Genomic DNA, 16,864 nt, shown 5'->3' with positions numbered 1-16,864 from the left:
AATTTTATGAGTGAAAAAATCGCGGTGCTTGTAGGAGGATCTGACCTGTTTTCAGGTATGCGGGGAATATCAAAAGGCACAAAGCATATTTATAAAGCAATACATGAAAGCTTTGATGAAGTGGTTATTATTAATTACAACTACTTTCTTGATTTTGGGAGCTCGTTAAAGAAGTTGTTTAACTACTTATCCTCTAAAAGCAATACCCCATATGTTATACTGTATGGTTACAGTAAAGGAGGAGATGTAGTACTGCAATTGTCGAGAATGCTGCAGTCTGCACTGAATATAAACCTGTTGATTACTATAGATGTTGCTAACGGACCCTGGTCGCATAAGATTGACCGTACAATTCCACACAACGTCAAAAAGAATATCAATGTTTATCAAAGCATTCCTAATTTCCCGTTACGCTCATATGGAATGCAAACTGTTGCAGTTTCTGCTGATACTATAATTGAAAATATTGATTTAACCAGGCAAAATATACAGGAGACTGCCGTAACACATAGTACCATTGAGAACCTGATGGTGGATAAAGTTATTACCTGGATAAACACTAATGTCGAATAAATACGATGCTATATTAGTTGTCTATTGCTCCTTTATAACTACCACATCAACAATAAAACGCATCCAAACAAAGTGTTTAATATTCATCACACTTTTAGATTTTCAACCTCCCCCTCTCGCTATATTATTAACCTGGTTTGAATTTGGGCTCCCCTTTCCGCCGTGCGGAGAGGGCCGGGGGTGAGGGAACTACCCCCTCAACACCTCCTTCAATATATCCATCGAATACAACCTTGCTTTCTCATCATATATATTTGTTGTGGTCATCAGTTCATCTATCTCTGTTTCTTCAACAAATGCAAGAAGTTCCTCTTTTACTTTTTCTTTTCCACCAATAAAGGTGCAGGCCAGCATTTGCGATAGCGCGGCTTTTATTTCATCGTTCCAGTATGGTTCCATTGAGGCAACAGGCGGCTGCATTGGTTTGCGCATATTGGTAACAATGCCTGTGAACATCCTGAAAAGACTGGTGGCAAGAAAATGCGCTTCCTTATCCGTATCTGCCGCTATAACGTTTACACATGCCAGTACATAAGGCTGCTGCAATTGCGCAGAAGGTTTAAAATGATTCCGGTAAATATTAATCGCTGTTCTGAATTGTGCCGGTGCAAAGTGCGCGGCAAAAGCATAAGGCAATCCCATGTCGGCAGCAAGGTATGCACTATCGGTACTGGATCCTAAAATCCAGATAGGGATATCTGAGCCTTCCCCCGGAAAAGCGCGTACGCGTGACTGTTGATTTTCTTTACTGAAATAGGTTTGCAACTGGCGGATCTCTGCGGGGAAATTGTATACCGCGTCATTGCTTCTTCTCAATGCCATTGCGGTTAGCTGATCTGTGCCGGGCGCCCTTCCCAACCCCAGGTCAATCCTGCCGGGATATAAGCTTTCAAGCGTGCCGAACTGTTCGGCAATGGCAAGCGGCGAATGATTAGGCAGCATAATACCGCCAGAGCCAACACGTATATGATTTGTTTTGCCTGCCACATGACCGATCAAAACTGATGTAGCCGAACTGGCAATATTTTCCATGTTGTGATGTTCTGCCAGCCAGATACGTTTAAAACCCAGTTGCTCTGCATGCCGGGCTGCTTCCACTGTTCTTTGTATGGCTGAATTTGCATTTCCTCCTTCAATAACTATTGCCAGGTCAAGTATAGATAATTGTAACTGCTTCATTTGGTTTAATCTTTGCAAGCAGTCGTTATGGATTGGTTTATAAAATAATCTGCAAAGCTACAATAATACCAGATTAAAATATACCCGTATAGCGGACGGGCGCAATTCAAATTTTCGTGTATATGACGATATAGTGCAGAGCCTCGTGCCCCGGCATTACAGCAGAAGAATGTATATTGAACAATAGTACCAATGTTCAACAATAGCACTGACGCCCAACACAGCACTACGGATTGTCATGCCGGGGCACGAGGCATCTACCATAGCTGTAGTACCTGCATACGAAAATTTGAATGCACCCTGGGGGCGGAATAATTTCTTTAAAAGCAAACCAATATATTTGAAGAATACAAGCCCGTAGCAACAGGAATTTTGATTAAAGCTATTTTAATGAAACCCGAAGAAGATATCAGCGTACAACAACATTTTTTATCCGGTGGCGGCGAGATGGGGAAGCTCATCCGGGAAAAAAACTGGGAAGAAACTCCTGTGGGTAATCCGCAACAATGGCCGCAAAGTTTGCGCACAACGTTGAATAATTTACTCAACTCTAAATTCCCCATGTTTTTGTGGTGGGGTAAAGAACTGATCTGTTTTTATAATGATGCATACCGTCCCAGTCTTGGTATAAATGGCAAGCATCCCGGAATATTAGGCAAACCGGCGGAAGATGCCTGGGCAGAAATATGGGATATCATTAAACCGCTTATTGACCAGGTATTAAATGAAGGAGATGCTACCTGGAGTGAAAACCAGTTAATTCCTATATATAGGAATGGTAAGATAGAAGATGTATACTGGACTTTCAGTTACAGCCCTGTATATGATGAGATGCTGAAGCCTGCGGGCGTTTTGGTTACCTGTTATGAAACTACAAAAGAAGTTGAAGCATTTCGCCAGGTTAACAACAGCCGGGATGAATTGTCATTTGCCATTGATGCCGGCGACCTGGGCACATGGGATTTGAACCCGGCAACCGGTAAATTAGTTTGTAATGATCTTCTGAGAGCATGGGCAGGATTTCCATCCAAAAATGAAATTGATTTTGAATTTGCATTAAAAAGAATAATTGAAGATGACAGGGAGCGTGTGATCAATTCCATTCAACAGGCATTGAATGGTGTTTCAGGCGGTAGTTTTGAAACGGAATGTGCAATAATAGAACCTCAGTCTGGTGTTTTAAGACATTTACTTGCAAAGGGAAGAGCTTTTTTTGATGATAAAGGAATAGCCTGCAGGTTTAGCGGGATAATACAGGATATTACCGGGAAAGTAGTGGCTAACAGAAAGCTGGAAGAAATCGGAAGAGATTTCCGGGAGTTGGCCGATCTTCTGCCTGCATTGGTGTGGACAACGGATAGAAATGGCAATCAAACTTTTGCTTCAAAACGATGGAAGGCATTTACTGGGCTTGATCCATATGATGAAAAGACCTTTACCAGGATGGTACATCCGGAAGATATCAATCATGTTCTTGAAACCTGGAGTGCATCGCTTAAAACAGGTGATATATATAAAACGGAAGTGAGGCTTAAAAATAAGAATGGGGAATATGAATGGTTTTTCGCGAATGGTTTGCCAACACGTAATGAGAGAGGACAGATAGAGAAATGGATAGGTACATTCACCAATATAAATGAACAAAAAAAAGCTGAAGCAACCCTGTTGCGTTTATTTCATGAAGTAGATGACCGGGAAAAGAAATTTCGCAACACCGTAAAACAGGCGCCTGTTGGAATAACCATATTACGTGGTGAAAATTTTGTGGTAGAACTTGCTAATGACAAGTACATGGAACTGGTAGACAGGAAAGCAGCTGATTTTATTGACAAGCCATTATTTGATTCTTTGCCGGAAGTTAAAGCCTCGGTGGGTGGATTATTGACACAGGTACTAAAAAATGGTATTCCTTATTATGGTAATGAATTTCCTGTAACCATAAACCGTTATGGCAAATCAGAACTGGCGTATTTTAATTTTGTTTACCAGCCTTTACGTGAGGAAAGTGATACTATAACCGGGATTATTGTTATTGCCACAGATGTTACCTCTTCTGTAAAAGCGCAGCACGCGCTTGCTGAAAGTGAGAAACAGTTCAGGAATTTTATTATGCAATCTCCCATACCCATGACAATATTCCGTGGTGAAGATTTTGTAATAGAAATGGCTAATACAGTGATGTTTGAAAAAATATGGAGGCGGAAAGAAGAAGAGGTTGTAGGAAAGAAAGTAACAGATGCTTTTCCGGAATTGGTTGAACAGAAGTACCCGGAATTATTGAGAAAAGTATTTACTTCAGGCAAACCACACCAGGAAGCGGAGTCTGTTGCGTATGTAATGGGCAGTGATGGTATGAGCAAATTTTATCTTGACTTTGAATATGCCCCCTTATTCGAAACAGACGGACGCGTTTCGGCTATCATGATAACTGTAAATGATGTAACGGAAAAAGTGAATGCAAGGAAAAAAGTTGAAGATGCTGAAGAAAGATTACGAATTGCGCTGGAATCGGCGGAACTGGCAACCTGGGACCTTGATTTAAGAACGAAGCGCCTTATTTATTCGCCGAGGCTTAAAGAAATATTCGGACTTGAAACATTAAATGAAGTTACCCATCGGCAACTGCGGTCACTGCTTCATCCGAAAGATCTGAAAGAAATAGTAGAAAAAGCTTTTGAACTGGCGATGACTACCGGCATTTATACTTATGAGACACGGATCATAAGGGCTGATGGTATTTTGCGGTGGATCAGGGTGCAGGGAAAAGTTTTTTATGAAGAGGGAATACCTTCTAAAATAATCGGTATCCTCCGCGATATAACCGAAGATAAATTTTATGAGCAGGAATTAGAAGAACGGGAACAAAAATTCAGGCTGCTTGCAGATTCAATGCCTCAATTGATATGGACAAGTGATGAAAAAGGAAATATTAATTATTATAACAGCGCCGTGTATGATTATAGTGGATTAAGCTTCCAGGATCTTCGCGGAGATGGTTTATTAAAAATAGTTCATCCTGATGAGCAACAGGAAAATTCAAGGCTGTGGCAGCATTCGGTTTCAACGGGTGAGGATTTTATTTTTGAACATCGGTTCAGGAGATTTGACGGGGAATACAGGTGGCAGCTCAGCAGGGCTATTCCGCAACGTGACGCTGATGGTGTGATACAAATGTGGGTGGGAACCAGCACTGATATACATGATATAAAAGAAATAGACCAGCAAAAAGATTATTTTATCAGCATGGCAAGCCATGAATTAAAAACACCGGTTACCTCGCTGAAAGGATACACGCAGTTACTACAGTCAAAGTATGAAAACAGCGGAGATAATTTCCTTATTACTTCATTAAATGTTATTGATAAACAAACCGTCCGGCTAAATAAACTTATCTCTGAGCTGCTGGACCTGTCGAAAATAAAACTTGGAAATCTTGTTTTTGAAGAAGAGGATTTTGATTTGAATATGTTTCTCTCAGAAATAATGGAGGAAAAAAGAATGATCAACCCGGGATTTGTAATAAATTATGAGTATAAGCAACCGGCATTCATTTATGCGGATAAGGACAGGATAAGACAGGTGATAGCCAATCTTATTAATAACGCGGTTAAATATTCTCCGTCTTCAAATATTATAGATGTAAAAAGTGAAATTACAGACAACGAGGTAGTAGTTACGATTAAAGACAATGGTATTGGTATCTCGAAAAAAGACCAGGTTAAAATATTTGAAAGATTTTACAGAGTGCCAAATAAAAATACGAAAACCTATCCCGGGTTTGGTATAGGTTTATATATAGCTTCTGAAATTATAAAACGCAGCCGTGGTACAATTGGTGTAACAAGTGAATTGGGAGAAGGTTCAACTTTTTATTTCTCACTTCCGTTAAAAGCCTGAGGCTTCTAATCGATGCTGGTTTGCTGTACGAAGTCTTCAGATTTCGTACAAATTATGTTCTTCAGAGACTTTGTCTCTGCTAAAAGTTACCGATTGTTTTGCAGCGGCACGTTGCTGAATAGCGTTACCGGACGTACAAGTGAGTGACACAACAGGCGCTGATAGTAGTAGCTAAGTTTGTAACATACCGGTTAAATTCTTCTATTTCCTGTTTTGAGCCGTATAAAGTAAATTTATACCGCTATGTAACATTGCGTACATTTTAACGACTTATTGCCTGCACTTTTCCCAATAATTTTAAACACTGCAATTATGAGATCAAACAGAAGAAGCTGGCTGAAACAAATAGGTTTAGGCGTAGCCGGCTTAACCATTTCCAGACTGGAAACTATAGCCTCACCTTCACATTCATTCACAAGGGAATTTATAGTTGATAAGCCCATTCGTTTGTCATCAAACGAAAATCCTTATGGACCATCGCCACTGGCACGTAAAGCAATGGCTGATCATTTGCTGGAGAGTAACAGGTATGGTGGCGCCCGCACGAATGAACTGGTGTCGGCAATTGCACAAAAGTATGATCTCACCGGTGACAATGTTTTGATGGGTGCAGGCTCAACTGAAATACTTGATATTGTTGCACGGTATTCAGCATTGAAAGGCGGCAGTTTTGTAATACCTGTGCCAACATTTGCTTTCTGGGCTAATATGATTGAGAAAACAGGATTTAAAAAAATAACAGTGCCGCTCACCACAGATAAGAAAATTGATTTGCCTACAATGATGGCTGCAATACAGGATGATACCAGGCTGGTGTATATATGCAATCCGAATAACCCTACAGGTACTATGTTAGAAAGAGATAAGCTGGTTGAATTTGTGAAAAAAGTTTCTGAAAAATCCCTGGTGCTGGTGGATGAAGCTTATATAGATTTCACGGAACAGCCTTCTTTGTGCGGCCTGGTGTCAGAACACAGGAACATTATTATTGCCAAGACATTTTCTAAAATTTATGGTATGGCAGGAGCAAGAGTAGGATATGCGCTTGCACATAAGGATACTATAAATGAAATCAGCCAGGTTACTACCTGGGCAAACGGCAGTTGCAGTGTACCATCAGTTGCTGCGGCTATCGCTTCTTTAAAAGATGAAAAATTTGTGAGGGGAACCTACGATAAAATTCATGAGGTAAGAAGATATACTATAGACGAAATGGAAAAGTTGAATATCAGGTGTATCCCTTCCAATACTAACTTTATTTATTTTACACTGGCTGATTATAAGAAAGATTATTTTGATTTGCTGAAACGCAATAATATTTTGGGAACCGGTATTTATGAAGAAGAAGGTAAGTGGTCAAGAATTACCGTAGGTACCAAAGAAGAAATGCAGCAATTTATAAAGATACTATCTTAATATTCCGGGAGTATAACCGGCGATCAGGGATGAGCTTTTAGAATAGCGTTTTATATCTCAAAAGACCAATCACATAGTTAAGCAATAAAAGAAGTTGAGGTTGCTTTTCCCGTAGGTACACGAGTGCAAAGAGCTGGCGTTGGAAATTACAAACTTTGCTTTAGTGCTGACAGTAAAATATAAAAACTCTGCCGCGTCATTTCGATCCCGCCTTATGAAGATTGAATTAAAGGTATGTTATGGCGGGAGAGAAATCTGTTAGGCAGTAATTCAAATGTTGAGCATTAGTATTATTGCCCGGCAGATATCTCACTCGCGCCAAAACGATGATAGTAAAGCCTCGTGTTGCTCGTTCGATATGACGATGTCCTCAGCCGGGTACGTCAGTAAGAAGATTTGATTTCATCACAGTATATCAGCGTTCATCACATTTTTTAATTTCATTTATGGAAAATAGCATTGGTTTGCATCACACACGATATGATGCAGAACGGATATTTTTTAACGTAATATTATCACCATAAATATTTATTTGGGTAGTATTTATTACACTTTTACACCTTCAACCAATGCTTTAGCCACTAATGCTCAAACCAATAACCTGCTTATTGCTTGCTATATGTTGTATGCAATGCATTAAAGCGCAAGATGTGTCTATAACCGGAACCGTTACCGACACTGCTAACAACAAAAAACTCCAACATGCTGTTGTTGCTGTAATCAACAAATCCGATTCTACCTTTCTTAAATTTACCCGCACAGATAAATCCGGGAATTTTAGTTTAAATGATTTACCGGTTGGAAATTTCCTGCTGATGATATCTTACCCATCTTTTGCAGATTATGTGGATGATATACAACTGGAAGCGGGAAAACCGCTTGCTCTTGGCAATATCAATCTCATCAATAAAGCCACTTTGCTTAAAGAAATTGTGATAAAACAGAATAATGCGATGAGGATTAAAGGAGATACCACAGAATTTACAGCAGATAGCTTTAATGTTCGCCCTAATGCCACTGCGGAAGATTTATTGAAAGTATTGCCGGGTATACAGGTTGATAAAAACGGGAAAATAGTAGCCCAGGGACAGGAAGTGCAGAAAGTGTTAGTTGATGGTGAAGAGTTTTTCAGTGATGACCCTACCGTTGCTACGCGTAATATAAGAGCAGATGCCGTTGACAAAGTACAGGTGTTTGACAAAAAAAGCGACCAGGCAGCATTTACAGGCATTGATGATGGAGAGAAAACAAAAACCATAAACCTCAAATTAAAAGAAGATAAGAAGAATGGCTATTTCGGAAAAGTGAGCGCGGGTGGAGGCTTAAAGGATAAGTACAACAATGAGGCTATGATCAATTTCTTTAAAGGTAAAAGGAAGATTGCAGCGTTTGGTACAATGTCTAATACCGGGCAGACAGGTTTGAACTGGGAAGACAACAGGAAATACGGAGGTGAAGACGATGATATTGAGTTTGATGAGAACAGTGGTTTTTTCTATTCCTTTGGTAATAACAATGATTTTTATTTTAATGGTAACGGGTTACCGCAGGCATGGACCGGCGGCGCTCATTTTTCTAATAAATGGAATGAAGACAAGAACAACTTTAATGTAAGCTACCTGTATAAAAAACTTAATATAAACGGTATTGACCAAACCAAAACACAGTATATCCTTCCTGATACATTGTATTACATGAACCAGAGGAATAATAATTTTTCCCAACGCTTACGCAATACCTTAAGCGGGAAATATGAAATACAACTCGATTCTTCCTCTTCTTTAAAATTCACTTTTAGTGGTTATAAAGGAAAGTCGGAGAACAACAGTGACTTTTATTCAGAAGCATTAAACGATAAATCACAACCTGTAAACCAAAGCCACCGTAATACTTCTTCGGAGTCAGATGAAGCATCATTCAACAGCAGTATACTATGGCGGAAAAAATTTAAGAAAGCCGGACGGACTATTTCGGCTCGTGTTGAACAAAAATTCAACGATAATGATTCAGAAGGATATCTTGATGCCGTTAATGATTATTATAATACTAATGGAGATATTTACCAGGTTGATACCATCAATCAAAGAAAATATAACCACAGCAAGTTGTTTACATTAAACGCCAAAGTAACCTATACCGAGCCTTTGGGAAAAAATAATTTCCTGGAAGTAAATTACGGCTACTCCAACACAACCAGCAGCGCAGACAGAACTACGTACAATTATGACGATGGTAAATATGATAAATTAGACAGTTTACTTACCAATGATTATGATTTTCTTATCAACACAAACGCCGGAGGCGTAGCATACCGTATAGCAAAGAAAAAATATAATTTTTCTTTTGGGGGGGATGTGGTTAACCAGGCTTATCGCCAGGTTGATAACCGTAAGGATTCTACCATTCGTTATAATCGTGTCAATCTTCTTCCGAAAGTAAATTTCAGGTATAATTTTAAACCGCAAACAATGCTGTCTTTAAGTTATAATGGTAATACACAGCAACCCACTATACAACAGATTCAGCCTGTTCCTGAAAATAATGATCCGCTGAATGTTTTCATTGGTAATCCTGATATTTCACCTGCATTTAACCACCGTTTCTTTATGTTCTTTAATGATTATAAAGTGCTTAAAGAAAGAGGGATGTATGTAAACGCGAGCTTTAATCTTACTGACAATACCATTACCAACAGCAACACAGTTGATAAGCAGGGACGCAGGGAATATCAATCTGTAAACGCGGGCACTACTTATAATTACTGGTCGTACATGGGATATAATATGAAAATTGCTCCTATCAAAACAAGGATTGGGCTTAATCTCCAGGCTAATGGCAGCAGGTTCACCAATTTTGTAAATGAAGTACAGAACATTACTAATAACACTAATTACGGTTTAGGCTTAAATACATATTATTCTATTGACAATAAACTGGGTATAAGCTTAAGGGGAAATGTAAATTATAATACTTCTGTTTCTTCTATAAGAGAAGATGTGAAAACCCGGTACTGGACGCAATCCTATAATGCAGATATTTATATCGCATTGCCTTATAAATTTGATTTTAATACAGACGCGGATTTTAATGTGCGGCAGGCAACCAGTGTGTTTGATCAAAACAGGAATGTATTACTGTGGAATGCCTCAATAAGTAAAAGATTGCTTAAGGAAAAATGCAATTTGAAATTTTCAATCAATGATATTCTTAATCAAAACATAGGTTTCAGGAGAGATATACAAAGCAATTTCGTGAGTGAAAATACTTATACAACATTGCGCAGATTCTGGATGCTGAGCTTTACCTGGAACTTTACAAAGAATAACGCTGAAGTGAAAAAACCATAAATCGACAGTTATGAAAAGAATTTGCCTTGTATTATTTGTATGCATTGGCTCCATACAATTTGCCGGCGCTCAATTTATCCTTAAAGGGAAAATTGAGTTTGAAAAAACAGTTAACCAGCATAAGCAATTAATGTCGTCTGTTGATGAAGAAGATATGGACTGGATAAACACGATGAAAAAGCAGATCCCGGAAAATAAGCATACTTATTTTAACCTGCTTTTTTCTGATGGTAAAGCAAGATACGAGCCCGGGCGTGAAAGCAATGATAAACCTACTCCGTTTGGAGAACCACCGGCAAATGATAATATCATCTATTCTGATTTTAATACCGCGCATACTACTGCCGCCAAGCAGGTATTTGATGAATCGTTTTTAATCCAGGACAGCCTGAAAAAATACAAATGGCGTATTACTAATGATACCAGGAAGATAGCGGGTTTTGAATGTCGCAGGGCTACCACAGTGATCATGGATTCTGTTTTTGTTGTTGCTTTTTACACAGATGAGATTGTAGCGCCTGGCGGCCCTGAATCTTTTAACGGGTTACCGGGAATGATATTGGGAGTAGTTATTCCCCGCTTGTACACCAGTTGGTATGCTACAAAAGTTGAACTGTCTGGGATAAAGGAAACAGCCATTGCCCCTCCCAAAAAAGGCAAAACCACTGATTATAAAGGAATGGAAAAAACGGTGCAGAACAGCCTGAAGCGTTGGGGCAAATGGGGCGCAAGATATATCTGGCAGATCATGATCTGATAAAGCTCAATAGTTGAACTGTTCTTTCGATCCCGCCTCATGAAGATTGAACAAAAAGTATGTTGCGGTTGCATTCCAAATTTTGCATATAGATACTCCTGTTACGGCATCTGCACATGATTGCCCAACACGCGAAAATTTAAATGCGTCCTGTACCAGTGTTTTCCATCCGCTATATTCGTTTAATAGTTTGGTGTAATATTGCGGGCATGAAAGCATTGGTATGTTTAAAACCCGGTGAATTTGAGTATACACAAATTGAAGAGCCCCGGTTACAACCGGGATACAGTATGCTAAAAATTAAACGCATTGGCATTTGTGGTACTGATCTGCATGCCTACCGCGGCACACAACCTTATTTTAATTACCCAAGAATTTTAGGTCATGAGCTTGCTGCTGAATTTGTAACCTCCAATGATGACACAGGCTTTTCTCCCGGAGAATCACTCACTTTTATTCCTTACCTGAGTTGCAAAAAATGTATCGCCTGCCGAAGCGGTAAAACAAATTGCTGTTCTTCAATACAGGTTATTGGTGTGCATACTGATGGCGGAATGACCGATTATATATCTATCCCCAACGACTTGCTATTAAAAAGTAAAGGATTAAGCTATGATGAGCTTGCACTGGTTGAGCCACTGGCGATTGGCGCACATGGTGTACGGCGTGCAGATATAAAAGCCGGAGAATTTGTTTTGGTATCAGGCGCCGGGCCAATAGGATTGGGTACGATTGCATTTGCAAAAATTGCCCGGGCTAAGGTAATCGTTACTGATATGAATGAAGACCGGCTGAAATTCTGTAAAGAACAATTGAATGTTGAGCATACCATTAATGCCTCAACCGAAAATGTAACGCAGCGTTTACAGGATATTACTTCTGGGGACATGCCAACGGTAATTTTTGATGCCACCGGCAACCAGGCAGCTATTAATAATGCTTTGCAATACCTTGCGCACGGCGGCAGGTATATATTGATCGGGTTACAAAAAAATGAGCTCATTTTCAGTCATCCTGAATTTCATAAAAGGGAAACCACATTAATGAGCAGCCGTAATGCTACCAGACAGGATTTTGAGTATGTGATTCAATGCATCAGTAATAAAGGAATTGATCCGCTTGCATTGATTACGCACAGGGTGAAATTTGAAGAAGTAAAAAATGTATTTGAGCAATGGCTTGATCCGGCATCAGGAGTAATAAAAGCTATTGTTGAAAATGATTAAGCGTTTTTAAAGGTTTTCGGCACCGCGATGCAGCCCGGTACCTTATAGATTTGGAATACGTAAAGCCCGCATTATTTTTATCTCGTCAGTTGCAGTAAAGCATCGTTATTAAGAATAGCGATGCGTTTACCATCCGTTTTTATATAACCTGATTCTGTAAATTCGGTAAGCAGTTTATATACTGTTTCATAAGCAGCGCCTGTATATGCCGCTATATCCTGCCGCGTAATCGCAAAACCTATAAACCCTTCCTGGTCTTTCCCGAACTTATCTTCTATTACCAGCAAAGCCCTGGCAACCCTTCCTTTAACCTGCATATGAGCCAGGTTCCGCATTCTTTGTTCCGACAACAGCAGCTCGTCTGCAAAAAACATCATGAAATCATACATGAAGCCGGTATTTACGGTAAGGGTTACCCGAAAAAAGTCAAGCGTTAAAAAAAGTATCGTAACATCCGATAGCGCGGTTGCAGTAATAGGGTAGGTGATTGAATGTGTAGAGAGTCCCCTGTGCCCTAAAATATCATCTTCCGCAGCAAATCGTATAATCAGTTCTTTATCATCTGTCCAGTGCTTATGCACTTTTACTACTCCGTTCAGCATAAAAAAAACACCTTCCACGGTATCACCTTCTTTAAAAAGTGTTTCTCCTTTTTTATAATGTATGATCCTGCGGTTGGAATCAAGCGCCGGCCACCATTCTTTTAAACATTTTCTGTAAATAAAAGACTGCGTGGCATCGTAGTATCCTTTCTCTTTTTTCATTGGGATAAAGATAAAGACTCGGAAACAATTCTGCGATATGTCTTCGCTGCGATAATTCATTATATCATAAGTATGCCACAGTCCCCTCGTGCCTCGGGGTGACAAACTGTAGCGCGGTTGTTCAGCATTTGTACAAGTGTTCAGCAGGAGTACCTTTGCTAAATATAGTTCCTATTGCTTGTCACCCCGAGGCACGAGGGGACTGTTATGAAGAATCTCGTGAATTTCCGAAAGCGGTGTACATCAAATCATAGCAGCCTGATTTAGGTATTGCTTCACCGCCAAAGATTGCAGGTTCACCACATCACCTATAATAATAATAGCAGGGTTTTCCAGTTCTGCGTGTTGTACCCTGAAATAAATGTCTTTTACTTTGCCGGTTACCATTTTCTCATTCGGCAATGTACCATTCTGAATAACTGCAGCGGCGGTCTCCGCTTTGCCGTATTGGGCAAATATTTCGGCAATGGTTTCGAGCTTACTCATGGCCATTAATATTATTACCGTAGCAGATGATTGGGCAGCCAGGTAAATATCTTTGGAAATATCGCCTGTTTGGGTGGTGCCGGTTACAACCCAAAAGCTTTCATTAATTCCCCTGCAGGTTACGGGTATCATTTTAGATGCAGGAACAGCAATAGCGCTGGTAATTCCCGGAACAATTGCTATATCCATACCTGCCTCAGTAGCGGCAACAATTTCCTCATGCGCTCTTCCAAACACAAAAGGATCTCCTCCCTTTAAGCGTACGATATTATGGTAGCGTTTTCCAAAATCAATAATAAGATGGTTGATTTCAGATTGACTTAATGCGTGGCAGCCAAATCTTTTGCCTACAAATTGTTTTACGGCAGCCTTGTCTGCATATTGGAGAAGCGCTTCGTTTGCCAGCGCATCATATAATACCACATCAGCTTTTTGCAGTGCTTTTATTGCTTTTAATGTTATTAAATCCGGATCTCCGGGACCTGCACCAACCAGAATTAGTTTTGACATTTTAATATTATTAAAATATATATGTAATATTATTTAGATAAAAATAGAAAAATTTAATTCTTAAACATTTATATTTACAATATATTTTTATTTATAATTAATTTTATTGATGAATTATTAATTATAATAAACATATTTTATATTTTAATTTGATTGCTTGCCATTTTTCCTGACACTTAAAATCATTATATGAAAGTAGTTGTTGTTGGAAATGGCATGGTAGGCTATAAGTTTTGCGAAAAGCTAATTGCAAAGAAATTACCTGATCTTGAAATCATCGTTTTTGGTGAGGAACAGTATCCTGCTTACGACCGCGTTCACCTCAGCGATTTTTTTAATGGTAAAAATGCAGATGACCTGGCACTTGCTCCTGCATCCTGGTATAAGGAAAACGGGATACAACTGCACCTGGGTGACCCGGTTCAATATATCAGAAACTCCATAAAGCTGCTGCAAACCTTTAAAGGTTATGTATTGCATTACGATATACTGGTAATGGCAACAGGTTCATCACCTTTTGTTCCCCGTATAGATGGCATTGAAAAAGATGGTGTGTTCCTGTATCGTACAGTTGAAGATCTGCACCTCATTAAATCTTATGCAAAAAAAGCAAAACGAGGCGCAGTGATCGGTGGCGGATTACTTGGGCTTGAGGCCGCCAAAGCATTGCTTGATCTTGGCATTGAAAATCCTGATGTAATTGAATTTGCGCCACGGCTGATGCCCAGGCAACTCGATGAAGCCGGCGCGGAAATGCTGGCGTCTACATTAACCAATATCGGTTTGAATATTCATACCAATAAAAATACCGCTAAAATAACCGGTGATGAGTGTATAACAGGCATGCAGTTTACAGATGGAACATCTTTGCAAACAGATATACTTGTGGTTTCTGCAGGTATTAAACCCCGTGGCGAACTGGCTGCTGAATGTGGTTTGGAAACAGGGATGAATGGTGGTATTGTGGTAAATGATTATATGCAAACCAGCGATGAGTTTATTTATGCCATAGGCGAATGTGCTTTATATAATGAAATGATTTACGGTTTGATAGCGCCGGGTTATGAAATGGCGGATGTAGCAGTTCATGAAATCTGTCGCATTCATTCTGCGTCTCCGGTAAAAACAAAAGCTTTCACCGGCTTTGATATGAGCACAAAATTAAAATTGGTGGGCACAGATGTGGCAAGCTTTGGCGATCCCTTTGCCAATGGAGATAATGTGCGCAATATTATTTTAAGAGATACCGCTAAAGGTGTTTACAAAAGAATGAATGTATCTGCCGATGGTAAATACCTGCTCGGCGGTGTTTTGGTGGGAGATGCGACGCAATACAATATTTTATTGCAAACCTGCAAAAACAAACTCATTCTTCCGCCCAATCCTGAAGATATGATCTTGCCTGCCCGTGAGAGTAAAAAAGAAGAAGGCGCAGGTATAGTAGCACTGCCTGATGATGCGTTGATATGCAGTTGCGAAAGTGTTAATAAGGCGGCTATTTGTAAAGCTGTAAGTGAACAGGGTTGCGAAACCGTGGATGCTATAAAAAAATGTACAAAGGCTGGTACAGGTTGCGGCGGTTGTTTGCCAATGGTTAAAGACCTGATGGTATATACCATGAAGCAGCAGGGTAAATACATCAGGAATGTATTGTGTGAGCATTTTGCTTACAGCAGGCAGGAGTTATTTGATCTTGTAAAACTGCATGAATTAAAAACATATGATGATGTGCTTGATCAATTGGGTAAAGGCGACGGATGCGAGGTGTGCAAGCCTGCCATCTCATCAATACTGGCAAGTTTGTGGAATGAGATGGTGCTCAAAAAGGGGAATGATACTTCGCAGGATAGTAACGACCGCTTTCTTGGCAATATCCAGAGAGGGGGCACTTACTCCGTTGTGCCACGTATACCCGGTGGAGAAATTACGCCTGAAAAACTGATTGTTATTGGACAGGTGGCGCAGAAATATGGATTATATACCAAAATAACCGGCGGGCAGCGTATTGACCTGTTTGGTGCACATGTAGGTGATTTACCACTGATATGGAGTGAACTGATTGCGGCTGGTTTTGAAAGTGGTCATGCTTATGGTAAAGCGTTGCGTACGGTAAAAAGTTGCGTGGGCAGCACCTGGTGCAGGTTTGGTTTGCAGGATAGTGTAAGCTTTGCCATACAGGTGGAAGAAAGGTATCGTGGATTGAGAGCTCCGCATAAAATCAAATCTGCAGTATCTGGTTGTATAAGAGAATGCGCTGAAGCACAGAGTAAAGACTTTGGTATTATCGCTACAGAAAAAGGATGGAACTTATATGTATGCGGAAACGGTGGAAGCAAACCACAGCATGCATTGCTGCTGGCAACAGATGTTGACAGTGAAACCTGTATTAAATATATTGACCGGTTCCTGATGTTTTATATACGCACTGCAGATCCGCTAACCCGCACCGCTACCTGGCTTAATAAAATGGAAGGTGGTATAAATTACCTGCGTAATGTAGTGGTGAATGATAGTCTTGGAATGGCCGCGCAATGGGAACTGGAAATGCAGGGTTTGGTAGATGCTTATGTGTGTGAATGGAAAGTAGCGATAGAAACACCTGAAATAAGAAAAAGGTTTAACCACTTTATTAATGCCCCGGGAGAAAAAGATCCTACTGTAAAATTTGATGCTCTGAGAGATCAGAAAAAAGCTGCCAACTGGAAGTAA

10 protein-coding genes are annotated in these 16,864 nt (G+C 39.9%); 7 read left to right on the top strand and 3 right to left on the bottom strand.

Features of this window, described 5'->3' with window-relative positions; genetic code table 11:
- The first annotated feature begins 6 nt into the window (after nucleotides 1–6).
- Nucleotides 7–573 (top strand): hypothetical protein, encoded by a 567-nt coding sequence (locus tag DC498_RS10195; RefSeq protein WP_116874038.1) that lies wholly within the window; start codon nucleotides 7–9, stop codon nucleotides 571–573.
- 189 nt (nucleotides 574–762) lie between these two features.
- Here the strand turns inward: DC498_RS10195 and DC498_RS10190 are convergent, their stop codons facing one another.
- Complete coding sequence (locus DC498_RS10190) at nucleotides 763–1,752, bottom strand: LLM class flavin-dependent oxidoreductase (RefSeq protein WP_116874037.1); 990 nt, start codon at nucleotides 1,750–1,752, stop codon at nucleotides 763–765.
- 390 nt (nucleotides 1,753–2,142) lie between these two features.
- Between DC498_RS10190 and DC498_RS10185 the strand changes: the two genes are divergently transcribed.
- From DC498_RS10185 to DC498_RS10165, 5 genes are all read left to right on the top strand, one after another.
- Complete coding sequence (locus tag DC498_RS10185; RefSeq protein ID WP_116874036.1) at nucleotides 2,143–5,649, top strand: PAS domain S-box protein; 3,507 nt, start codon at nucleotides 2,143–2,145, stop codon at nucleotides 5,647–5,649.
- Nucleotides 5,650–5,961: 312 nt separating this feature from the next.
- Nucleotides 5,962–7,065, top strand: coding sequence for a histidinol-phosphate transaminase (gene hisC, locus DC498_RS10180; protein WP_116874035.1), 1,104 nt, complete (start codon nucleotides 5,962–5,964; stop codon nucleotides 7,063–7,065).
- A 650-nt stretch (nucleotides 7,066–7,715) separates the two neighbouring features.
- On the top strand, nucleotides 7,716–10,412 hold the full coding sequence (locus tag DC498_RS10175; protein WP_165813809.1) for a TonB-dependent receptor: 2,697 nt from the start codon (nucleotides 7,716–7,718) through the stop codon (nucleotides 10,410–10,412).
- A gap of 10 nt (nucleotides 10,413–10,422) precedes the next feature.
- Nucleotides 10,423–11,169: a GLPGLI family protein gene (locus tag DC498_RS10170; RefSeq protein WP_116874033.1), complete on the top strand. Its 747-nt coding sequence runs from the start codon at nucleotides 10,423–10,425 to the stop codon at nucleotides 11,167–11,169.
- A gap of 209 nt (nucleotides 11,170–11,378) precedes the next feature.
- The gene (locus DC498_RS10165; protein WP_116874032.1) at nucleotides 11,379–12,395 is read left to right on the top strand and encodes a zinc-binding alcohol dehydrogenase family protein; all 1,017 of its coding nucleotides are present in this window, start codon (nucleotides 11,379–11,381) and stop codon (nucleotides 12,393–12,395) included.
- A gap of 77 nt (nucleotides 12,396–12,472) precedes the next feature.
- Here DC498_RS10165 and DC498_RS10160 read toward each other — a convergent pair whose 3' ends face one another.
- Both DC498_RS10160 and cobA read right to left on the bottom strand, forming a co-directional pair.
- Nucleotides 12,473–13,159 carry a Crp/Fnr family transcriptional regulator gene (locus DC498_RS10160; protein WP_116874031.1) on the bottom strand — a complete coding sequence of 229 codons (687 nt, stop codon included), beginning with the start codon at nucleotides 13,157–13,159 and terminating at the stop codon, nucleotides 12,473–12,475.
- 243 nt (nucleotides 13,160–13,402) lie between these two features.
- Nucleotides 13,403–14,155, bottom strand: coding sequence for a uroporphyrinogen-III C-methyltransferase (cobA, locus tag DC498_RS10155; RefSeq protein WP_116874030.1), 753 nt, complete (start codon nucleotides 14,153–14,155; stop codon nucleotides 13,403–13,405).
- Between the two features lie 189 nt (nucleotides 14,156–14,344).
- On the opposite strand from cobA, the gene nirB reads away from it, so the two are divergent.
- Nucleotides 14,345–16,864, top strand: a complete 2,520-nt coding sequence (gene nirB / locus DC498_RS10150; RefSeq protein WP_116874029.1) for a nitrite reductase large subunit NirB — start codon at nucleotides 14,345–14,347, stop codon at nucleotides 16,862–16,864.

The sequence above is a fragment of the Terrimonas sp. genome (genome assembly GCF_003075435.1).
Classification (GTDB): domain Bacteria; phylum Bacteroidota; class Bacteroidia; order Chitinophagales; family Chitinophagaceae; genus Agriterribacter.
This window is presented reverse-complemented; position numbering and strand designations above follow the sequence as displayed.

What these genes read in the sequence shown, in the direction of transcription:
- DC498_RS10195 (WP_116874038.1), top strand. Translation starts at nt 7, where the DNA reads ATGAGTGAAAAAATCGCGGTGCTTGTAGGAGGATCTGACCTGTTTTCA.
- hisC (WP_116874035.1), top strand. Translation starts at nt 5,962, where the DNA reads ATGAGATCAAACAGAAGAAGCTGGCTGAAACAAATAGGTTTAGGCGTA.
- DC498_RS10185 (WP_116874036.1), top strand. Translation starts at nt 2,143, where the DNA reads ATGAAACCCGAAGAAGATATCAGCGTACAACAACATTTTTTATCCGGT.
- DC498_RS10165 (WP_116874032.1), top strand. Translation starts at nt 11,379, where the DNA reads ATGAAAGCATTGGTATGTTTAAAACCCGGTGAATTTGAGTATACACAA.
- DC498_RS10160 (WP_116874031.1), bottom strand. Translation starts at nt 13,159, where the DNA reads ATGAAAAAAGAGAAAGGATACTACGATGCCACGCAGTCTTTTATTTAC.
- cobA (WP_116874030.1), bottom strand. Translation starts at nt 14,155, where the DNA reads ATGTCAAAACTAATTCTGGTTGGTGCAGGTCCCGGAGATCCGGATTTA.
- DC498_RS10190 (WP_116874037.1), bottom strand. Translation starts at nt 1,752, where the DNA reads ATGAAGCAGTTACAATTATCTATACTTGACCTGGCAATAGTTATTGAA.
- nirB (WP_116874029.1), top strand. Translation starts at nt 14,345, where the DNA reads ATGAAAGTAGTTGTTGTTGGAAATGGCATGGTAGGCTATAAGTTTTGC.
- DC498_RS10170 (WP_116874033.1), top strand. Translation starts at nt 10,423, where the DNA reads ATGAAAAGAATTTGCCTTGTATTATTTGTATGCATTGGCTCCATACAA.